Here is a 20,943-nt window from a genome sequence, read left to right as displayed (position 1 = left end):
TGAAAAAAACCGCGTGGCAGCGTCTGTCTGCCACGCGGTTTTTTTGTGCCCGTCAACTCAGCAAATGCCATTGATCGACGTCTGGCGCCACCCCGATCAAGCCTAATTCGGCGTCGGGCGCCGCGGCGGGAGCAAAGACCATGTTGTCTTCGCCAAGGCTTTCCCGCCAGTCCCCAGCCAGTGCGATCTGGAACGAATGGCCTTGGGCGTCCGCTTCCGCATCCTTCAGGTAAGTGCGGTCCAGTGCCTCGTTGTAAACCAACTTCAGCGTAGTGTCCGTACCCTCTCCGAAACCGGTGTAGCCCAACGCCGACACATCGATCTTGTCGTCAACCGTGAAGCCTTCGATAAGGTCGGCAAAGCTCTGGCTGTCGGTCCGGTAGCTGTCCTCGGTGGAGAGATAGCGGAATACGTCGGCGTTTTCACGGTTGTCCGTCCACAACGAAATATCGGCCCTGTCTCCGCCGTTGAGACGGTCGGCGCCCGCGCCACCGATGATGACATCCGCTCCGGCGCCGCCGTTGATACGGTCATTGCCGTCGAGGCCACAGATGATCTCCGACAAGGCAGAACCGTTGATCGTATCGTTGGCAGACGTCCCTTCGAGGGTGGGCGCGGTAAACACCAGGTTGCCGCTATTCAACTGCCCCACCAGATTGCCGTCCAGGGCCAGCTCAAAACGTTGGCCGGCGGCATCGGCGTCGAAGCTCTTGAGGTAGGTGCGGGTGCCGTCCGCGCTGGCCTGGATGGCCAAGGTGCCGTCATGCCCGTCGCCAATCCCGGTGAAGCCCAAGCCGATCAGGTCAATGCGGTCCTCAGAGACATCAAAGTCCTGGATACGATCGCTGCTGTTCAACGTAGCGGTGCGGAAACTGTCGCCCAATTCGGCAAAACGGAAGATGTCCGCGCCTGCGCCACCTTGCAACACATCACGTCCGCCGTCGCCCTGGAGCACATCGTCGCCCGCCAGGCCATGGATGATTTCGGCGGCATCGGTGCCGCGCAGGATTTCCTCGCCAGCGTACCCCTCCACATGGAGCTTGCCATCCTGGCTGCCAAAGCTGGTATCAAGGCTGCCGTCGGCGTTCAGGCGGATGACATTGAAATCTCCGCTGTTCGTGCCGGCAGCCAAAATCCTTCCATCGGCTTGTACCGTCAAAGCCACCGGCGTGTCGGCTTCGAAGGTCACCGAGCCATTGTTGCCAAAACTGCTGTCGAAGGATCCATCAGCGTTGAGCCGCGCCACGGTAGCCAAGCTATCGCCCTCGCCATGGCCCATCACGATGATCTTGCCGTCAGCCTGCACGGTGACCACCGAGTCTTCGCCAAACCCCATGGCGGCGCTCAAATGCAGGACGCCATCCTCACCGAAACGGGTATCCAACTGACCGTCGGCGTTGTAACGCTGCAAGGCGAACGTCGGGTCACCTGCACCGGCTGCATTGTAGGCAGCCCCGACCACAACGCTTCCATCCGCCAGCACGGCGGTGGAGATCCCGCCGTTGAAGAACGGGTCTTCGGAAATATCGACGGTCAGCACGCCATGGTTGCCGAAGCCGTCGAACAAGCTGCCGTCATTGCCAACCTTGGTCACGGTAGCTTGGTCAAACCCGCGGGCACTGACCTGAAAGGTGCCGTCCGTATTGGCCGTCAGGTCGATATCCTTGAAGTCATGGCCGATGTCGACCGTCATGACGCCGTTCTGACCAAAGCCAGCATCGCGCGTCCCGTCACTGTTGTAGCGCTCCACCTGTATGCCGGTGTTGAGCGCCACCGCGACGAGCACCTTGCCATCGGACTGCACCGCCGTCAGCTCATAGCGGGACGCAGGAGCTGTGGCGGCCGGTATGGTATCGACGCCACCTTCATGAAAGCCGGTGTCCAGGCTTCCATCCGCATTCAGGCGGATAACGGAATGGTTCTGTTCGTAGCCGTAGCTTTCCTCACCTGGCGCCCCGGGGTATCCCCATGCCAGGTATTCGGTATAGCCGCCAATCAATATCTTGCCGTCCGACTGGACAGTGATGCTCTGGGCATCATCGAACTGGCCGGTGAGGTCGACCTGGACGGTGCCCGGGCCGGTTCTCACGGTATGGGAATCCACTTTCGTACTATCGAAGGTTGTCATGGTTTAGTCCTTTAAATAAATGCCGGATTCGTCACTCTGGAAGAGCCACAACGCTTTGCACGCTTCCCGATCATTGGCTTGACCGGTGGCTTGCAGCCGTCAGCAGGCTGGATGGCCCTTTTGCTCGGAGGCATCACCGAGCGGCAAGTTCACTTCTGGCTGGGGGATGACGACAGATGGCCAATAACCCTCCCCTTCCCACTTATTTCCCTAGGCAATCGGCCATATGTAGGCAACTTCCTAAGGAATAGGAAGCCGCCTCTATAGGACGCTTCTGATTTTTCAGAACGGGCGGTTTGCCTATGGTATCTGCCCTTCGCCGTGAGCCAATCTGGTCCCCTCGACAACAAAAAACCACGCGCCATGAGCGTGGTTTTCCAGGGGCATCCATGACTAACCCACTCCCGACCTTCTTCGACCACAGCCGCCACACCCTGCGAATCTCCGGCCTCGACACTCACCTCGACGTCCTCGCCTTCACCGGCGAGGAACACCTGAGTCGTCCCTACCTCTACCGCATCGAATTCACCTGCACCGAGCGCGACCTGGCGGCCACCGACGTGCTCAACCGGTGGGGTTATTTCAACCTGTACGCCGTGCCGCCACCGCCGACGCCCAAGGGCTTCACGCCGCCGGTGATCAAGCCGCTGCGCGCCTTTCATGGCGTGATCTCAGGCTTCAAGCGCCTGTCCGGCTCCAACGATGAAGCCCGCTATGAAATCACCTTGCAACCGCGCTTCGCGCGGCTTGGGCGCGGCAAGCAGTTTCGGATCTACCAGCAGCAGTCGGTGCCCGAGATCGTCGAGCACATCCTGCGCACGCGCCACGATTTTCGTGGCGAGGAGTTCTATTTCAACCTGGTGCGCCAGTACCCCCGGCGCGAACAGGTCATGCAATACGACGAGAGCGACCTGGCCTTCGTCGAGCGCCTGCTGGCCGAGGTCGGCATCTGGTACCGCGTCACCAGCGACGATCGCCTGAACATCGACGTGGTGGAATTTCACGACGACCAGCGGCACTACCAGCGCGGCGTCACGTTGCCGTGCCGCCCGCCGTCCGGCTTGTCCGCCGATGGCCAGGACGCCGTCTGGAACCTGCAGACCGCCCACCGGATGGTCGAGCAAACCATCAATTTTCGCGCCTACCATCACCGCGAGGCCCATGCCTTCCTGGACGGCGACGTCGACCACACCCGAGGCGCCAAGGGCACCTACGGCGAGGCCTATCACTACGGCGAACCCTACACGGTGCTGGGCGAGCGCTACGCCCTGGACGAAGACCTGCAAAGCGAAAGCGGTTTCTTCTACGCCCGCCTGCGCCATGAACTCTACCTCAACGACCAGACCCGCCTCAGCGGCACCACCAGCAGCGCCATCCTGGCCCCGGCGCAGCGCCTCGACATCACCGGCGGCCCGCCGAAGGCCTTCGAGCCCGGCGCGGTGATCGTCAGCCTGCGCACCGAAGCGGCCCGCGACCGCAGCTTCGTCGCTCACTTCCAAGCCATTCCCTACTCGGAAACCGTGTGCTTTCGCCCAGCGCTGCTGCCCAAGCCGCACATGAGCGGCACCATTCCCGCCCGCGTCAGCCACCCGGTGGTCAACCCGCCATACGCCGACCTCGACTTCGAAGGCCGCTACAAAGTGCGCTTCCTGTTCGACCGCGACACCTGGCAACCCGGCCGCGAAAGCGCCTGGCTGCGCCTGGCCCGGCCCTACGGCGGCGACACCCACGGCCTGCACTTCCCGCTGCAGGCCGGCACCGAAGTGGCGATCGCCTTCGAACACGGCGACCCCGACCGCCCCTACATCGCCCACGCCCTGCACGATGACCGCCACCCCGACCCGGTCACCGCCCGCAACGAACGCCGCAACGTCCTGCGCACCCCGACCAACAACAAACTGCGCCTGGACGACACCCGCGGGCAGGAACACATCAAGCTCAGCACCGAACACAGCGGCAAGAGCCAGTTGAACCTGGGGCATCTGGTGGATGCCGAGCGGCAGAAGCGCGGGGAAGGGTTTGAGTTGCGCACCGATGGCTGGGGCGCGATTCGGGGTGGCAAGGGGGTGTTTATCAGTGCGGATGAGCAGGTCAAGGCGCAGGGTGATGTCCTCAGCATGGACCCGGCCACCGCCCAGATCGAAGGCGCCAAACGCCAGATGGCCGAGTGGCAACACATCGCCCAGGCCCATCACAGCCGCACGCCTGACCTGGATGGTTTGCAGCAACTCCAGGCCAACGCAAAGGACCTCAAGGCCGCCGCCCTCCTGCTCAGCGCTCCCCAGGGCATTGGTGCCGTCACCCCGGCCAGCCTGCTGCTCAAAAGCGGCGACGCGCTCTACCTGCAAAGCCACGACGACATCAACCTCGCCGCCGCCAAGCGCCTGTCGGCCCACGCCAACCAGGCCATTTCGCTGCTCGCCCAACAGGAAGGCCTGCGCCTCGTCTCGGGCAAAGGCCCGCTTGAAATCGAATCCCACGGCGACGTGCTGGCCATGAAAGCCCAGCAGGACATTACCGTTCAGTCGGTACAAGGGCACGTGCAAGTGACGGCCAAGAACGGCATCACCCTGGCCTGTGGCGGTGGGTTCATCCGGATCAACCCGAGCGGCGCGATCGACATCCACAGCCCCGGCAAGCTGAACCTCAAGGGGCAGCATGTCTGGGAACTGCCGGCCGGGCAGAGTTTTGCGTTGCCGGAGTTGCCGCAGTCGGTGTGTGAGGACTGCCTCAAGGCGGCTCGCGAAAACGCTGTTGGAATTCTTCCGCGCGAAAATTAAGAAAAGGAGTACATGCCCATGGCAACACCAAGCGAATGGCAAAAACAGATTGAACACATCTGTATGACTTCGGACATACCGCGAGTGGACCTTCTGCTGGATCAGTCTGACTGGGGCCATTGCGCCATCCCGGCCCTGAAGCAAATAAGGCCAGAGATTCCATGGCACTCGTTGTTTACCGGTACGCCGGAGGAAAACCTGCTGGAGCAGGCGCCGCTATTGATTCGGTTGGATCTGGCGCATTGGCAACATCGCGCCTGGCTGGAACAACTCATGACTCACTGTGCAACCGATGCACGGTTGCTGGTCGCGATCTCGCCATTGCCCTTCGATGCGCTCAGCCACGCCCTGCAAGCCCTGTCCCAAATGAAGTGGGGCGGGCAATCCGGCTTGTTGCGGTACTACGACCCGCGAATCTTCCCCCTGCTGATCTCCTCCATCTTGAGCGATGAGCAGCGCATCCATTACCTGCTCCCCGTCAGCTATTGGACTTGGCTGGACCGGGATGACCAGCCGCAATGGCGACGGGGCGCCGGTCAGGCGCGGGGCAACATCGACATGCCGCCCTTCGTCGAACTGAGCGATGAGCAATGCGACCTGATCGGCTGCATTTCCGATGCGCAGCAGATGTTGAATGGCGGCGAATTTGACCATCTTGAAGACAGTAAGGAAGAGCGTTTCGCCTTGTTATATCGAATGGCCGTGCAGGCGGGCAAAGAGAATTACTTCGGGGAACTCGATGATTACGTGAAGGGAACTGCGCCTGTTAATTCTTAAGAGCGGCTCGGCGTTGAAACCGAAAAATAGTGCCGCGTAACAGATCGCATGGAAGGAGCCGTGCGGACGAGACGGTTCTGCGTTTGAAATGTAAATGAAAAGGACTTTGCCATGAGGCAGTTGATGTTCTGTAAGTCGATGGCGCGAGGCTCTTATGCCTTGCTGGGGGTGATGCTGTATGGGTGCTCTTCTGCGGAAAATGAAATGGCGGGAGGGAACATAGAAGCCGTTAATCATACGTTGAATGCAATTAATTGGTTGTCGGTCAACGGATATCGGGCTGACGGAGGGGGAGGAAGTTCCTGTTGCGTCATCATGCCGACGAAGTGGCGTCCCGGACTGAACGCTGATATCGAGTGGGAAGTGGATCCTAATCGTTTTGCAAAAATAAAACGAAAAACCACTGGGTTTGGTTTCGATGAGGAAGCATGGGCCGCGCATAAGGCAAAATTCCAGCGTCATAGCGCCACGGTGGAAATTCCGGAGTGGTCAGGAACGGACTCCTGCGGTTTGAAAGTCCATTTCCTTGTTTGTAATCAAATCAAGGTCACTACTTCTTGCTGGGGATACGGTTCACCTCATAACCCCATTAAAGAACCCTTAGAAATGAAGGAGCCCGCCATATGCCCGAAATAGAAAACAACTCGAAGGCGGACAAGGACCTAGGGTTGTCGATGCTAAGGAAATGGATACAACAGGGGCTTTATGCATTGCTGGGATTGATGTTGTATGGCTGCTCTTCTGCGGAAAATGAAATGGCGGGAGGGAACTTGGCAGCGGTCAATCATACTTTGAATGCGATTAATTGGTTTTCGGTCAATGGTTATAGAGCGCACGGCGGTGGCGGGAGCTCGTGTTGCATCATTTTGCCGATCAAATGGCGTCCCGGTCTGATGGCTCATATCGAATGGGAAGTCGACCCTAATCGTTTTGCAAAAATAAAGCGAAAGACCACTGGGTTTGGTTTCGATGAGGAGGCCTGGGCTACGCACAAGGCTAAATTTCAACGTCATAGCGCCACGGTGGAAATTCCGGAGTGGTCAGGAACGGACTCCTGCGGTTTGAAAGTCCATTTCCTTGTTTGCAATCAAATCAAGGTCACTACCTCTTGTTGGGGATACGGTTCACCTCACAATCCAATTAAAGATCCAAAACAAATGAAGGAGCCTGCTGTATGTCCGTAGAAAAAAATAACAATTCAAAAGCCAAGGCTTGGGCACCACCGATTTTTCCAGTCGGTGGCCGGTTACCCACAGACATTCGAAAGGTGACCGCAAATTACAACAGACAGATTAAGGAGAAGAACTTATTTCGCCAAACGACCAACGCCCGGGGACAAAAACGGCACTCCGCGTGCTGCCACAGCTTGCATATCAGCCTATTTTTTGATGGGACCAACAATAACGAAGATAACGATACCAAGAAGGAACATCCAAGTAATATTGCCAAGCTGTTCCACGCGTCACTCAGAGGTACGCCAGCAAAAGAGCGTGGCTACTTTTCCTACTACATGCCCGGTGTCGGGACCCCCTTCCCGGAAATTGGCGAACTGGATTACAGCGAGAACGGTTTGCAATTTGCCACGGGTGGCGAAGACCGAATCAATTGGGCCCTGGTGCAAGTCGCAAGTGCATTGTCTTTTGCACTGGATAACAAGAAGGAAATCGACCGAGTCGTCGCCAAGGCCAAGGTCGAGTCCATGAGCACGTCCAAAGGCCCCATGATGAGCATCTTCGGCGCCGGTCGACGACGCCAAGTCATGAAAGATTTGCTGGAACCGTTGAGAGCCCATGTCCCCAGAGCCAGGCCTGAAGTGCTGGGCGTCAAGCTCTTCGTCTATGGATTTTCCCGCGGCGCGGCGGAAGCGCGCACTTTCGTGAGCTGGCTGAGCCAGCTGTTCGACACGCCGGACGGGGCCGAAAACCCGGAACAGACACTGTTGGGGCTGCCGGTGAGTATCGAGTTTCTCGGCTTGCTAGATACCGTGGCATCGGTGGGTATTGCCCATGTCACGCCGTTTTTTGCCGGGCACATGGACTGGGCCGATGACACCCAGCTATTGCCGGACGCAAAAACGTTTCCCGACTTCGTCAAATGCTGTCGGCACTTTGTCGCGGCGTTCGAACAACGTGCCTGTTTCCCGCTGGATTCGGTCCGTAACGAGGATGGCACTTACCCGCCCAATACCTATGAAGTGGTGTACCCCGGCGTGCACTCCGACGTGGGCGGTGGGTACCCGAAGAATGATCAGGGCAAGGCCCGTGGTGGTACGAATGAGCTGGTGTCGCAGATCGTCCTGCACGATCTGTATGCCGCAGCCTTCGCTGCGGGGGCGCCATTACAAGTACCGGAAGGAGTTCTACCTACGAGTCTTCAGCCGCAAAAGCATTGGCGAATCATGGGCCCCTTAAGTGAAAGAGAATTCGAGGTAAGCGACATAGTCATCGAACGCTTCAACGCCTGGCACCACCAAACCCTGCACACCGTCCCACCCGAGAATCAGGACAGCACCCCCTCCGATGGCTACCACCCTCTGCTCCTCACCACCACCGTCGAAGACACCCTGGCTGATCAATTAGGCTGGATCACCGGCTGGCGCATTGGCCGTTTTGCCAACGACCTCGAAAAGGTCGATGGCCGCTATCAATACAACGACAGCTACAAGCATCAACCGTTCTTCACCGAGGCCAACGAAGCCACCGCCTACGATACGGCCGAACAGCGTCGCGAATATGAAGACCAGAAACAGGCCGCGCTGAAAAACCGCCAGAAAGCGCCCGCCGCAGCGATGAACCATCCCGGCCCACCGATCTACGAGCCGCAGATCGATCAGACCCAGCTCAGCCAGGCCGCCACTGAATTCAAGCATGACTATCTGGACATCGGTCGCGAGCAGACCAGTTGGAAGGGCTCTGTCCTGGACGTGGTTCTGCGCGACACGATGTACCTGCTCAACGAGAACGACGAGGTGCGGGACCACGCAAGCATCAAGGCGGCGGGCGAGTTGCGCAAGGAGCAGCTGTTCCTGGACAGGTTCGGTTTGCCCAGCCGGAAGCCGGGCCTGGCGTTGCTGGTGGCGTTGTTCGATGACCACATCCACGATTCGCGGGCCTGGTTCATGCACGACAAGTTGGCGTCCCGAGAGCTGTGGGCCGGTTACTTTTTCTATCGCATGACCTATTTCGGCAACGAGAACAGCCGTGCCCTGTCGCCGGTGGTGGTCGCCGGGCGGATGCTGGGCGTGGCGGTGCTGGCGGGCGCCACGGTGTATGGCATCAAGCGCAGCGGCACGCTTGGCGCCGTGGGCGGGCTGGCGGCCGGCATGGGCGCGGCGACCATTGGTTATCAGGTGATCGACAAGGTCAGCGGTGCGGTGGTGCCGTTCCTGCCGGGCGCGGAAAAGATCCTGCAGCCGACGCGCCATATCGGCGAAGTGGTGATCGAGCAGAAGAAACAGATCGCCCTGGACGACCATCTGCAACGTCTCGAACGGACCGACGAAATACTGCGGTTGGCCGGCGTGCTGGTGGAGTTTGATGGGGAGGTCGCCTCATGATGCCCTTGATACGCCTGGGCGACCCCCTGCGTCCCTTCGGCGGCGAAGTGCTCGAAGGCCGTTTCCTGGCCTTCGGCCAACCGCTGTCCTGCGCGGGGGACGCGTCGCTGCAGGTGCGGCGTGCGCATATTCCTGGAGGGACGCAGAGGGATAGGCCGACATTCGTCGGCGAGGACTTGCCCACGCCAGACCCCGCAGCTCTGCCCGCCGTGCACAACGATCCGTTATGAACGGCTAGGCCGAGCACCAAGACTCAGTGCTCTAATCAGACGCACTGAGTCCTCTCCAAACGTTACCTGCGCCCAGCCGCAACTAGAACAGATAGCCCATGTAGATCGCCGCGCCGCCACCGGCCTGCAGACCGGCGTTCACGCCGGCCATGACCACTGCGCCCTTGGCCGAACGTGCCAGTTGCCGGTTGACCGTGGTCGACGCGATGAGCGAGGTCGCCGGATTGGAGCTCAAGGCCACCGACAGTGCCAACAGCTTGGGATCGAGTCCGAACAGCAGCGCTGTGGCCGAACCACCGACCACCAGGCCCACGCCCACTTCGGTGTACATGCAAGGGCCGGTGATGTCGTCGCTGGTCAGGTCGCGATCGACCAGGGCATCGCTGACAAACACCTTGCCGGTGCTGGGGAACGCCTCTGCCGCACCCGCCCCACTTACGCCCTTGCCTTTGATCTGGATATTGATCTTGCCGAAACGTGGCAGCCGCGCGCCAAACCCGACACCCACGCCGACACCGCCATAGCGGTAGCTGACGTCCTCGCCCTGGGGCGAACGCAGGATGATCGAGCCGCCACTGCCCGCCACCATGACCACGGTCAGACCGCCACCGCTGGCGGTCTGGTATTGCCAACGACTTTCATTGACCGGAATAGGAATGTTGTAGCTCATGCGTTCAAAGTCCTTTAAGTGAATGAGCCGTACCGCGACCGCGCTGGCCGGTGACTTTCAATAGTCCTACCAGAGTGAATACCAAACCGATGCCGCCCAATAATGCCGAGGTCCCCCACAAGGCACCCCGATCATCGACGATGGCGCTGCCAGCCGGCTGCTCGGGCGAATAGTGCACCCGCACCGGCTGGTCTTTCTGATAACCGAAGATAAAGCCGCCCTGAGGGTAGGAAATCTTTTCGCCGCTTGCGGTGGTGAAGGCGATCTCGGGATGCGAACCACCGGCATTCAAGTGGCTGACAATGCCATCAGCCATTTCGGCGCGAGCAAGAAACTCGCGCCGATCGAGCGCCAGATTGAAGGCGGCGCCCAACAAACCAATGCCAATCAGCGCGAAAAGCAATCCCAGCAGTGTCTGTCCGATGCGTGACGGCGTGTCGTTAGCCATGGCAGGTCTCGGTATTCGTCCGTGAAGAAGGGCCCGCAGGATAGCAAAAAGCCCCCCCGCTGACCTTTTTTTACCTTGAAATTTTTATCTTGAAACTTTCACCTTGAACCGCCCAAGCACACGCTGCATCAACGAGGCTCGCTCGGAGAGATCCTTGGCGGCGATGGCACATTCGTGGGAGTTCGACTGGTTCTTCTGGGTCACCTCGTCGATCTGTTCGAGCCCGATGCTCGCCTGTTGCAAGCCTGAAGCCTGCTCGCTGGAGGCCTGGTAGATCAGCGAAACCAGGCTGGAGACTTCGCTGGTCCCGCTGACGATATTCTTCAGCGATTCGGCGGTACGGCCGGCGATGATCATGCCGCGCTGGGTCTTGCTCGAGGAATCGGCGATCAGCGCAGCTGTCTGCTGGGCCGCCTCGGCGCTGCGGGCGGCCAGGCTGCGCACTTCGTCCGCCACCACCGCGAAACCACGGCCGAGTTCACCTGCCCGCGCAGCCTCGATCGCCGCATTGAGCGCGAGGAGGTTGGTTTGCGCGGCAATGTTATCGATGGTGGTGATGATGGCCGTGATGTCCTTGCCCGAGTTATCGATTTCGGCCATGGCGGCGATCAGCTCACTCATCAGCTTATCGCTCTCCCCCGCATCGGCGCGTGAAGCCTGGGATTGCTCATCGGCTTTCTTGGCATTGGCGGCGTTGTCCCGGGTCTGGGCGGCCATTTGCGTCATCACCGCACTGATCTCGGTGATGGACGAGGCGGAATTCGAGGCGCCCTCGGACAGTGACTGGCTCAGGTCGGTCACCTGCGTCGAGCTGCCGGTGATCTGGGTGGCGCTGGCCTGAACTTCGGAAATCAGCTGGTTCAGGTTGCTGACCATTTTCTCCAGCGACTTGCCCAAGGTGTCCTGGGGCGAAGACAGCCGGACCTGCAGATCCAGGTCACCTTCGGAAATGCGCTCCGCCACCCTCACCTGCCGTTGCAGACTCTCGGACATATCGTTCAGGGCGGCCGACAACTGCCCGACTTCATCTTCGGACTGCTGCACCAGTCGGCGCGAAAAATCCCCGAGGCTGATGGTCGCGGCCAAGGCAGCCGCCTCGCGAATCGGCCCGACGATCTTGGCGGCGGCATACCACAGGGCGGCCAGGGCCAACAATGAAATGACCAACCCTACCGACACCTGCCAGATACTGTTGTCGAGGCTGCGCGCCTGCAGCTCCTGCTCCAAGGCGATGGCCTGGCTCATGACCACGGCCTTGGGCAGACGAATCAACACCGCCCAGGGTTTGCCGGTACGGCCGAGCACAATCGGCATCAGCACTTCGATATTCTGGGTTTGCGCATTCAGCAGGCCATCCCCTCGACCGCCCTGGATATCGCCCAGCACCTTTTCCCAGGAATCGGGCAAGAGGGCCTTGATAGGCTGGCCGATCAAGTCGGTACGCTGGCTGTCCGCGACCACCAGCCCCTGGTTGCTCAGGATCGACACCGTGCCTTTGCCGCCATAGAGGTCGGCAGACATCTGCTCGCTGAGTTTCTGGATGAAGGCGATGTCGAAGTCAGCGCCAACCACCCCGTAGAATTTCCCTTCGGAGACGATGGGCACCGACAAGGTGGTCAGCCAGACATTTTTCCCCTGCACCACGTAGGGAATGGGGTCCAACACGCTTTCCTTCAGGGTGTCGCGCGGGCCGCTGTACCACCCGCCCTTGAGCACACCATTGGCATGGCGGTCGGCCGAGTCATACTCGACCAACGGTTGCACCGCGACATGACCATCGGCGCTGCGCGTCCAGTAAGGCGTAAAACGTCCGGTCACGGGGTTGTTGCCGTCTTGTGCGTTGCGGAACCCGGGGTCCTGCCCGTCCAGCGCATTTGGCTCCCAGCAGGAATAGGTGCCGTTGAAGTCAGGGTTGTCCTTGAGCACATTGAGCAGCACGCTGTTGATCTGTTCACGGCCCAATGCCAGGGGGCTTTGCGAAGCCTTGCTGGCGGCAAAAGTATTGGCCATTGTGCGTGCTGCATCCAATGCATTCTGCAGCTTGGCCTGGATGGCGTTGGCACGGGATTCGGCCAGGTTCTGGATTTCCCGGATGGTTGATTTTTCAACCAGCGCACTGACCTCGCTCGCGACATATTGCTCATTCGACCGGGCAGTAAAGAGCCCGTAGACAACCAGGCTGACAGACGAAACAAACAGGCATGCGCCCGCCGTGACACAAATGCGTGCCTGCAACGACGTGAACTTCATATCATTCCCCACCCGATTCTATTTTTCGCGCCGCCATGAAGAACGCCGGCAGCCACCGCGTGCACGACTCGGCGAATACGACTGACGCTGCTTACGTCATGCACCGAAGTGGATGGCCGGGCATGGCGATACAGCTGGTTATTGGTTGAAACGTGGGGAGATGGCGCGCAGATTCACTCTATGCGTCCGAGGGACGATAAAGGACATTCAACGTCAGGAGCCGAAGACCTCCGGAAACGAAGGCCTTCGCGGAAAGAATGTGAATCCGCTATCCAGTCACCGTAAAGCGACCCCTGGATATTTGCCGCAGAGTCCATTCCAACCATTTGCCACGCAGGCAAATTAGCACGAGCGGTATTTGTACAAGAGCCAACTTAAGGCTCATGTAGATCGAGACTTTAGTACCGGTTATTCATGACTCGAGCCGCCAAGAGCTCGGTGTTTCCCAAGAACACCGAGCCGTCTGGCTGGAGGCTGCTCAGGCCTTTTTTGTCCTGGGCAAAAAGATCGCCAACACCCCAAACAACGGCAGGAACGAGCACAACCAGTACACGTATTCAATGCCGCGAATGTCCGCCAGATGCCCCAGCAGCGCCGCGCCAATCCCGCCGAAGCCGAACATCAGGCCAAAGAACACCCCGGCGATCATCCCGACGTTGCCTGGCACCAGTTCCTGGGCATACACCACGATCGCGGAGAACGCCGAGGCCAGGATGAAGCCGATTACTATGCTGAGAATGCTGGTCCACAGCAGGTCGACGTGAGGCAGGATCAGGGTGAATGGCGCCACGCCGAGGATCGAGAACCAGATCACCGCCTTGCGCCCGATCCTGTCGCCGATCGGGCCGCCGAAAAACGTTCCCGCCGCCACCGCGCCCAGGAACAGAAACAGGTGCAACTGCGAGGAGGCCACCGACAGGTCGAACTTCTCGATCAGGTAGAACGTGAAGTAACTGGTGAAACTGGCCATGTAGAAGTACTTGGAAAACACCAACAGCCCCAGCACCACGAGCGCACTGAGGACGCGCCCCTTGGATAACCCGTGGGTCGCCGCCTGGCCCTGCTTGAGCTTGAACAGGTTCAGGTGATCGGCGTACCAGCGGCTGATGCGGTACAGCACGAACAAGGCAAACAGTGCGAACAGGCCGAACCAGGCCACGTTGCCTTGCCCATAGGGAATGATGATCGCCGCGGCCAACAGCGGGCCGAAGGCAGAGCCGGCGTTACCGCCCACCTGGAAAGTAGACTGGGCCAAGCCGTAGCGGCCACCCGATGCCAGTCGGGCCACCCGCGAGGCTTCGGGATGGAAGGTCGACGAGCCGATGCCGATCAACGCGGCGGCCAGCAGGATCAAGGCAAAACTGCCGACCATCGACATCATCACGATGCCGACCAACGTACAGATCGTTCCCGCTGGCAGAAGCCAGGGCTTGGGATGCCGATCGGTGTGATAACCCACCCAGGGTTGCAGCAGCGAAGCGGTGAGCTGAAAAGTCAGCGTGATCAGGCCAACCTGGGTAAACGTCAGGCCGTAGCTGTCCTTGAGCATCGGGTAGATCGACGGCAAGACCGCCTGGATCAGGTCGTTGATCAGATGCGCCAGCGCCACCGCACCAATGATGCGCATGACCAATGGGCTGCTTTGGGGCGTCGCGGCTGCCGACGTCATGTCGGCCTGGGTATTGCTGATAGCCATGGGAGTTTCCATACGGCGGGTGGGTGCACAAGGCAGGCGCATCAATGTGCCATTTTTCACTATGGCAAGGCTATCCCCTTAGCTTGCTATCGACCTATAAAAAACAAGGTGATAGCGCAACGCCATGGTCTGAATCTTGCCTTGCTAATGCTCTAAGACGTGATCCTCTTACAAAGGGGATCGAGAATGGGAAGTTTCGCTACAGAGCAGGCCTACAGAGCCGGCCTGGACAAGCTTTCGAGGCCTTTTAAAAGAACACCTGTTTCAGCACCTGTGTAAAAACGCACAAATTCGGTGCAAGGGTGTTCAGGGGAGTAATGGGCATGCAGGCTTTTCTATCACCGGGGATCCGGTTGCTGGGGCATTTTGGTTTCGCCCGTAAATTTCAGCTGTTGTTCCTGTTATTCATCCTGCCGCTCATGGGCAGCTTGTGGCTCATCGGCCAGGATTACCGCGACAAGCTCAGCCTGATTTCCGGAGAGCGCGCCGGGGTGCGTCAGTTGCTGGCGCTGGATAACCTGGACAACCTGCTGACCGCCCAGCGCAATCGCGCGGCCCGTTGGCGCGCCACCGAAACCAATCGACAACCCACTCCCGCGACGCTGGCCGCCATGGCGGCGTTCGACGCCGTGCAGCCGGCGCTCAACCAGGCCGCCACCGACCTGGGCGCCACCTTGCAAACCGAAGGCGCCGAAGCCGATACCCTCGCCCGGTACCAGGCCTTGCAAACCAGCCTCAACGGCCTGGATTCCAAAAGCCTGGGCAGCGTGGGTTGGTGGCCGGACGGCTACGACCGTTTCACCGCCGCCCTGGGCGCGTTGCAAGCCCTGCGCGAACAGATCGTCATGGACAATCGCCTGACGCTCGCGTCCTGGCTGGAAACCTACCTGCTGACACAAATCTCGACCCAGCAGACACCTGACCTGATCGAACGCGTCGGGCGCCTGGCCAGTGTTGGCCAAGCCTCGGTGGTGTCAGGCCAATTCACGCTGCAGAGCCGCCTGCAACTGCGTGACCTGCGCAGCCGCATTGGCGACGCACGGGACCAACTGGTCAAGACCGGTGCACTTCTGGAAACCCGCCTGCCGAGCGAATTGCAAAGCTGGGCTGGTCAATTCCAAGGCAGCCTCAAGAATCTCGACAGCGGTTTGAAAGTCTTGGATGACGGCGTGTTCGGCGGCTCCATCAACCTCAAGCCGGAAGGCTTCGAGAAACAGATGGACGCCCTCCTCGTCGATCTGGCGACCTTGCGCCAACAATCATTGGTGGCGCTGGATACCCGCCTGGACCAATACCATGGCTCGGCCATCCGTCAGTTCACTCTGGTGGCCATTGTGCTCGGCTGCCTGCTGCTGGCCGCGCTGTATCTCTTCGTTTGCCTGCAAGCCTCTATCCGCCGCAGCGCCAGCGGCATCACCCTGCTGGCCGAAGCCCTGCGCGATGGCAACCTGAGCCTGCAAGTACCGGTGCAGGGCCGGGACGAATTGGCGGCGATCAGCACCGCCCTCAATGTCGCCGTGGTCCAGTTGCGCAACAGCCTGTTGGGCGTGGATCACGAGACGCTGCAACTGAGCGACGCGGTGCGCACCCTCAACACGCACTCCAGCGGAGCGCTGGGCGAAGTCGAGGCGCAGCAGCTGCAGATCAGCCAGATTGCCGCCGCCGCGACCCAACTGGCCGCGACCTCCCAAGGCGTCGCGAAAAGTTGTGAACAGGCGTCAGACAGCGCCCAGCAGACCCGCCGCATCGCCGCCGACAGCAGCCGCGACAGCCAACGCACCACGGCGAGCATCCAGCAGCTCAACCAGCGGCTCAACGAGACCGCCGCCGCGCTGGGCCGAGTCAGCGAACAGGGCCAGCAGATCCAACTGGTCGTCGACACCATTCGCGGCGTGGCCGAGCAGACCAACCTGCTGGCGCTCAACGCCGCCATCGAGGCCGCCCGCGCCGGTGAACAGGGCCGGGGCTTCGCCGTGGTGGCCGACGAAGTGCGCAGCCTGTCGCAACGCACCCAGTCCTCCACGCAGCAGATCGCCGGCACCGTCGACAGCCTGCGCGCGACGGTCAACGAAGCCGTCAGCCTGATGGAAGCGGCCTGTGGCCAGGCCCAGACCGACGCCCAAGCGGTCACCGGCCTTGGCGAACGCCTCGGCGAAATTGCCAGCGCCGTGCAAAGCGTGACCGATACCCTGGCGCAGATCGCCACCGCTGTGGACGAACAGGCCAGCACCGCGGATGAGGTCAGCGGCAATATCCAGCAGGTCGATCAAGCGGCCATGCGCTTGCTGGAGGGCGCCCGCGCAGTGAACCTGGCGGCGGACACCTTGAGCCAGGGCAGCCAGGCCTTGAGCGCGAACACAGGGAGATTTCAACTCAGCTGACGAGCATTTGCAGCGAGGACGGATAAGCGGTTGAAAGTGCAAAGAAATATTTTAGGTTTGCGCTTGACACATCTCCGTTACCAGCGAATAATGCGCGCCACTTGGCTACATAGCTCAGTTGGTTAGAGCATAGCATTCATAATGCTGGGGTCCGGGGTTCAAGTCCCTGTGTAGCCACCAAGTACTAAAAACGGCTTATCGAAAGATAAGCCGTTTTTTTATGCCTTGAGAAAAATAGTGGATCAATGCGATGCCCTCCCATTACAGGAGGCCGGAGAATAACGACCGATCACCGAAAGCAAGGAATGGTAGGGGCAATTATCGCCCCTCGGTCGACTCTGCCTCTGCAATGCCCTGGGCTCGCTGACGGAATTGACTGGGCGCCATGCCTAGTCGCTGTCCGAACGCAGTGGTGAAATTGCAGGCATTGCGGAAACCGACCAGTTCGGCGATGTCCTGGACGCTCATGGAACTCTCGGCCAGCAATTCCTGACCGCGACGCAATCTCGCATCACGAATATAAGAGAACACGGTCAGTCCCAGATGCTCGCGGAATATGCGAGAGAGCCGTTTCTCATGGGTGCCAACCTTTTGTGCAATCTCAGCCAGGGGAGGCATGTCGTCCAGTTGATCCGCAATCAAACGCATCGCCGCGCGTAGAACGATCTCATCACCTTCCAATACTGGCTCTGCCATGCTGCCTTGGCTGGCCGGCCGTTCGCGCCAAGTCAGTTGCAGATGGATGCGGATGCGCGCAAGCACCTCCTCGGGTTCGCAGGATTTCGATATGTAGTCAACCCCGCCTAAAGTCAGCCCTTCCAGACGCTCGACAGGGCGATTTAACGCAGACAAAAAGAGGATGGGTATCTGCCGAGTCGGCGGTGCCTCACGCAGTAGCCGACACAGGCTGAAGCCGTCCATCTGTGGCATGCATACATCCAGAACGATCAAGTCCGGACGCAGTGCCAACGCCCGCTGATAGCCTTGGCCGGCATCGCTGACCACGGAAAGGCGCCAGGGCTGCGCCTTTAGCAGGGTAAGCGTCGCGCGGATATCCACCGGGGCGTCGTCGATAAGGAGAATGTGCGGTAACGGGTCGGGCGACATAACCGCGCGCCCAACCATTGCCGTCTGCTTTTCGTATTGCTCGTCGTCCATTCGCTACATTCTCTTCGTCTGTCATCAAGCGGGAAAGTAAAGACGCCGCAAGCCTTTGGCCCGGATGGCTAAGCCTACTTGGAACCTGGGAAATATCAGGTGCCGCAAGATTCCCGTGCGTCTTGCAGAAATCGCCCTTTATGGAGTTCCCCAGAACATAAAAAAGCCGATTTGATTGATGTTTGTCCGTGCGAACAAATCCATCTAACAAACCAGCGTCCCTGCAGGCGATGTTAATACTTTCTTAAGCTCAAGAGCTTCCTTCCCGGTAACCGTGAAAACTTTTTTTGTTTTTATCCGCTGCAGCAAAAGCGCCATCCGCTATCACAAAGGCCCGGACAAATTTTGGCGGTAATAATACGGCGTTCCTGACTTACATTATCCGATTCCAACTCCTCTTAATTTGATTGCTGTAAAAAGTGAAATGACTAAACAAGCAACGATCATTAGCTTCGTCATGAGTGGAGGGGTTGGCTCACGCCTATGGCCTTTGTCGCGTGAGGACTTCCCGAAGCAGTTTCACAACCTGTCCGGCCAGGGCTCCATGCTTCTGCGGACCGTCAAACGCATGAACGCACGAGAAGGAGACGCCCCTGTCCCGGTCTACCTACTCGCCTCAGAACGTCACGCGAATCGCATCAGCCGAGACCTTAGCGGTGTCGACCTGTCAGGCGGACGGCCGATTTTCGAGCCGGTGGGACGCAATACGGCTGCCGCCATTGTGCTGGCGGCAGAGGTCACGCTGCGCGAGCACGGTGATGATCTGGTTCTCGTCGTGCCGTCCGATCACGAAATCACCACGGATCGCGACTTCTGGAACACGGTGCAAACAGGTGTGGATGCAGCCATGGCCGGTCGTATCGTTGTATTCGGCGTTCAGCCGGACAGGCCTGAAACCGGTTATGGCTATATAGAGGTCGGTCCGCAGAACCGGAACATCCATGACGTTATACGGTTCGTGGAAAAGCCCAATGAGGCGACAGCGATCCAATACCTCGAATCAAAGAATTTCCTTTGGAACTCCGGCATCTTTCTGTTCCGCGCCAGCACGATGCGTGATGCGTTCCGGGCGCATGCGCCGAATATCTGGGACGGCGCCGTGGCAGCGCTCGACAACGCCGCAAGCAATGTCTTGGGTACCTACCTGCCGCGCAACCTCTACGCGGATGTGGAGTCCATTTCTGTCGACTACGCCATTATGGAAAAATCGAAGGACATCGCACTCGTTCCAGCACGCTTTCGCTGGAACGATCTAGGGTCATGGCAATCGCTTCTCGAAGTCAGCTCAACCGACGGCAGCGGTAACGTAATTGTTGGCGATGTCATCGCCATCGATTGTGAGAACAGTTATCTACGCAGCAATGGTCGCCTGCTTTCCGCCATCGGCCTTCGCGATCTCGCAGTTGTGTCGACCGCTGATGCAACATTCGTTGCGCCTGTCGCCGAAAGCCAGAATGTTCGCAAGATCGTCGAACAGCTGGAGAAAACCGGCCGCCTTGAAGCCAAATTCACGCCGGCGCAGGACCGCCTGCCACAGATTGGCGCCTATGAGAGACGAGTCCGCCACTGGTTGTTCGAGGAGACACTGCCACTCTGGTCGACCACTGGTGTTGATCGTCACTACGGCGGCTTTCACGAGGCACTGACGTTCGATGCCACTCCCATCACCAGACCCAAGCGGATGCGCACCACAGCACGGCAGATCTATGCCTTTGCAGTGGCGCATGAAATGGGTTGGGATGGCCCGGCCTTTGAGCTGATAGATCACGGCATACAATTCATCACGGCCAATGGCCGGACGGATCGTGGCGGCTGGATCAAGACCTTCAATCCTGATGGTACGGTGCTCGACGGTACAGAAGATGCCTATGATCAATCTTTCGTGCTCTTGGCACTGGCGCATGCGCATCGGGCCGGTCATCCGCAGGCACTTGGTCTCGCCACCCAAACCTTTGCTTTCCTTGAGAAAAATCTTGCCGACTCCAAGCTTCGCGGCTTCCTGGAAGTGCCAGGGGATACTGGCTTGCGCCGATCCAACCCGCATATGCATTTACTTGAATCGTTCCTTGCATGGTACGACGTGACGGGGGACCGAAATTATCTTCAGCAAGCCGCGCGGGTAGTCGACCTGTTCCGGCAGCACTTTTTCGACACTGAGACATGGACTCTCGGCGAATACTTTACGGAGGACTGGGAGCGCGCACCGGGCGAAAAAGGTGAATGGACGGAGCCGGGACACCATTTTGAATGGGCCTATCTCTTGTCCAATTTCGCTGCGGCGTCCGGCCAGAAAGATGTGATTCGCCACGCACGCAAACTCTATGCCTCAGCCATCGCGAATGGGCTGAACCGCACCACAGGACTTGCCTATGGCGCTGTTTCCCGCCATGGCCTACCGCTTGATACCCATTCGCGCAGCTGGCCCCAAAGCGAGGCTGTAAAGGCGGCTATTGCCCTCGATGGCAATGGCGGACCAGACCTCAAACCGGAAGTCGAGGCACGGGTGGGGCGTCTATTCCGCTGGCATATCGAACAAGCCCCGAAAGGCCTGTGGATTGATGTGATCGATAAAAAGGGCAGGTCAAGGGCCGAAGATGTACCCGCCTCGATTTTCTATCACCTCGTCAGCGCTCTTACGCAATATCTCGACTATGTGGCAAGGACTCAACTGCGACCGCTGAGACAGGCGCCGCCCTCCAACGAGCTCCTCATCAAGGCGGACCATGGGCCATCGCAAGCCGTACGCCCCCTGTCGGCTCCCCACGACCCACCCACCGCACTCGTGGTGCACCCCTGAGCCTGTGCAAGGGAAACCTGGCACTGAGGATATACCGTTCGAAAGAGTCGCTCGCCGTCCAAGGCCAGCTCT

14 protein-coding genes and 1 tRNA gene are annotated in these 20,943 nt (G+C 59.4%); 9 read left to right on the top strand and 6 right to left on the bottom strand.

The window, feature by feature from the left end; genetic code table 11:
• Positions 1-52 precede the first annotated feature (52 nt).
• Positions 53-2,128, bottom strand: a complete 2,076-nt coding sequence (locus tag M8Q45_RS01780) for a calcium-binding protein (RefSeq protein ID WP_249873360.1) — start codon at positions 2,126-2,128, stop codon at positions 53-55.
• Between the two features lie 389 nt (positions 2,129-2,517).
• Here M8Q45_RS01780 and M8Q45_RS01775 point away from each other — a divergent pair, with 389 nt between their 5' ends.
• The 6 genes from M8Q45_RS01775 to M8Q45_RS01750 all read left to right on the top strand — a co-directional run bounded on the left by M8Q45_RS01775 (position 2,518) and on the right by M8Q45_RS01750 (position 9,471).
• A complete protein-coding gene (locus M8Q45_RS01775) occupies positions 2,518-4,908 on the top strand; it encodes a type VI secretion system Vgr family protein (RefSeq protein ID WP_249873359.1) in 2,391 nt (796 codons plus the stop codon).
• A gap of 12 nt (positions 4,909-4,920) precedes the next feature.
• Positions 4,921-5,685: a toxin Tle1 chaperone Tla1 gene (tla1, locus tag M8Q45_RS01770; protein WP_349654616.1), complete on the top strand. Its 765-nt coding sequence runs from the start codon at positions 4,921-4,923 to the stop codon at positions 5,683-5,685.
• Between the two features lie 111 nt (positions 5,686-5,796).
• Complete coding sequence (gene tli1a, locus M8Q45_RS01765) at positions 5,797-6,321, top strand: Tli1a family immunity protein (RefSeq protein ID WP_502940189.1); 525 nt, start codon at positions 5,797-5,799, stop codon at positions 6,319-6,321.
• A 38-nt stretch (positions 6,322-6,359) separates the two neighbouring features.
• On the top strand, positions 6,360-6,869 hold the full coding sequence (gene tli1a / locus M8Q45_RS01760; protein ID WP_249877251.1) for a Tli1a family immunity protein: 510 nt from the start codon (positions 6,360-6,362) through the stop codon (positions 6,867-6,869).
• Positions 6,860-9,241, top strand: a complete 2,382-nt coding sequence (locus M8Q45_RS01755) for a T6SS phospholipase effector Tle1-like catalytic domain-containing protein (RefSeq protein ID WP_249873357.1) — start codon at positions 6,860-6,862, stop codon at positions 9,239-9,241. Before tli1a (M8Q45_RS01760) ends, M8Q45_RS01755 begins: the two co-directional genes overlap by 10 nt.
• Positions 9,238-9,471: a hypothetical protein gene (locus M8Q45_RS01750; protein WP_249873356.1), complete on the top strand. Its 234-nt coding sequence runs from the start codon at positions 9,238-9,240 to the stop codon at positions 9,469-9,471. Before M8Q45_RS01755 ends, M8Q45_RS01750 begins: the two co-directional genes overlap by 4 nt.
• Before the next feature lie 82 nt (positions 9,472-9,553).
• On the opposite strand, the gene M8Q45_RS01745 is transcribed toward M8Q45_RS01750, so the two are convergent.
• The 4 genes from M8Q45_RS01745 to M8Q45_RS01730 all read right to left on the bottom strand — a co-directional run bounded on the left by M8Q45_RS01745 (position 9,554) and on the right by M8Q45_RS01730 (position 14,535).
• Complete coding sequence (locus M8Q45_RS01745) at positions 9,554-10,141, bottom strand: hypothetical protein (RefSeq protein WP_181289747.1); 588 nt, start codon at positions 10,139-10,141, stop codon at positions 9,554-9,556.
• A gap of 4 nt (positions 10,142-10,145) precedes the next feature.
• Positions 10,146-10,589 (bottom strand): DUF3592 domain-containing protein, encoded by a 444-nt coding sequence (locus tag M8Q45_RS01740; RefSeq protein ID WP_249873355.1) that lies wholly within the window; start codon positions 10,587-10,589, stop codon positions 10,146-10,148.
• An 84-nt stretch (positions 10,590-10,673) separates the two neighbouring features.
• The gene (locus M8Q45_RS01735) at positions 10,674-12,839 is read right to left on the bottom strand and encodes a methyl-accepting chemotaxis protein (protein WP_198796237.1); all 2,166 of its coding nucleotides are present in this window, start codon (positions 12,837-12,839) and stop codon (positions 10,674-10,676) included.
• Positions 12,840-13,317: 478 nt separating this feature from the next.
• Positions 13,318-14,535 (bottom strand): MFS transporter, encoded by a 1,218-nt coding sequence (locus M8Q45_RS01730; RefSeq protein ID WP_249873354.1) that lies wholly within the window; start codon positions 14,533-14,535, stop codon positions 13,318-13,320.
• A 323-nt stretch (positions 14,536-14,858) separates the two neighbouring features.
• On the opposite strand from M8Q45_RS01730, the gene M8Q45_RS01725 reads away from it, so the two are divergent.
• On the top strand, positions 14,859-16,916 hold the full coding sequence (locus tag M8Q45_RS01725; protein WP_249873353.1) for a methyl-accepting chemotaxis protein: 2,058 nt from the start codon (positions 14,859-14,861) through the stop codon (positions 16,914-16,916).
• A gap of 103 nt (positions 16,917-17,019) precedes the next feature.
• Positions 17,020-17,096: transfer RNA gene (locus M8Q45_RS01720), tRNA-Met, on the top strand.
• A 138-nt stretch (positions 17,097-17,234) separates the two neighbouring features.
• Here M8Q45_RS01720 and M8Q45_RS01715 read toward each other — a convergent pair.
• The gene (locus M8Q45_RS01715) at positions 17,235-18,023 is read right to left on the bottom strand and encodes a response regulator transcription factor (protein ID WP_502940523.1); all 789 of its coding nucleotides are present in this window, start codon (positions 18,021-18,023) and stop codon (positions 17,235-17,237) included.
• 475 nt (positions 18,024-18,498) lie between these two features.
• Between M8Q45_RS01715 and M8Q45_RS01710 the strand changes: the two genes are divergently transcribed.
• Positions 18,499-20,871, top strand: coding sequence for an AGE family epimerase/isomerase (locus M8Q45_RS01710; RefSeq protein WP_249873352.1), 2,373 nt, complete (start codon positions 18,499-18,501; stop codon positions 20,869-20,871).
• Positions 20,872-20,943 lie beyond the last annotated feature (72 nt).

The sequence above is a fragment of the Pseudomonas sp. T1.Ur genome, from assembly GCF_023516725.1.
In the GTDB taxonomy this organism is placed as follows: Bacteria; Pseudomonadota; Gammaproteobacteria; order Pseudomonadales; family Pseudomonadaceae; genus Aquipseudomonas; species Aquipseudomonas alvandae.
This window is presented reverse-complemented; position numbering and strand designations above follow the sequence as displayed.

What these genes read in the sequence shown, in the direction of transcription:
- M8Q45_RS01755 (WP_249873357.1), top strand. Translation starts at nt 6,860, where the DNA reads ATGTCCGTAGAAAAAAATAACAATTCAAAAGCCAAGGCTTGGGCACCA.
- tli1a (WP_502940189.1), top strand. Translation starts at nt 5,797, where the DNA reads ATGAGGCAGTTGATGTTCTGTAAGTCGATGGCGCGAGGCTCTTATGCC.
- tla1 (WP_349654616.1), top strand. Translation starts at nt 4,921, where the DNA reads ATGCCCATGGCAACACCAAGCGAATGGCAAAAACAGATTGAACACATC.
- M8Q45_RS01780 (WP_249873360.1), bottom strand. Translation starts at nt 2,128, where the DNA reads ATGACAACCTTCGATAGTACGAAAGTGGATTCCCATACCGTGAGAACC.
- M8Q45_RS01745 (WP_181289747.1), bottom strand. Translation starts at nt 10,141, where the DNA reads ATGAGCTACAACATTCCTATTCCGGTCAATGAAAGTCGTTGGCAATAC.
- M8Q45_RS01740 (WP_249873355.1), bottom strand. Translation starts at nt 10,589, where the DNA reads ATGGCTAACGACACGCCGTCACGCATCGGACAGACACTGCTGGGATTG.
- M8Q45_RS01715 (WP_502940523.1), bottom strand. Translation starts at nt 18,023, where the DNA reads ATGTCGCCCGACCCGTTACCGCACATTCTCCTTATCGACGACGCCCCG.
- M8Q45_RS01750 (WP_249873356.1), top strand. Translation starts at nt 9,238, where the DNA reads ATGATGCCCTTGATACGCCTGGGCGACCCCCTGCGTCCCTTCGGCGGC.
- M8Q45_RS01710 (WP_249873352.1), top strand. Translation starts at nt 18,499, where the DNA reads ATGACTAAACAAGCAACGATCATTAGCTTCGTCATGAGTGGAGGGGTT.
- M8Q45_RS01775 (WP_249873359.1), top strand. Translation starts at nt 2,518, where the DNA reads ATGACTAACCCACTCCCGACCTTCTTCGACCACAGCCGCCACACCCTG.
- tli1a (WP_249877251.1), top strand. Translation starts at nt 6,360, where the DNA reads ATGCTAAGGAAATGGATACAACAGGGGCTTTATGCATTGCTGGGATTG.
- M8Q45_RS01730 (WP_249873354.1), bottom strand. Translation starts at nt 14,535, where the DNA reads ATGGCTATCAGCAATACCCAGGCCGACATGACGTCGGCAGCCGCGACG.
- M8Q45_RS01735 (WP_198796237.1), bottom strand. Translation starts at nt 12,839, where the DNA reads ATGAAGTTCACGTCGTTGCAGGCACGCATTTGTGTCACGGCGGGCGCA.
- M8Q45_RS01725 (WP_249873353.1), top strand. Translation starts at nt 14,859, where the DNA reads ATGCAGGCTTTTCTATCACCGGGGATCCGGTTGCTGGGGCATTTTGGT.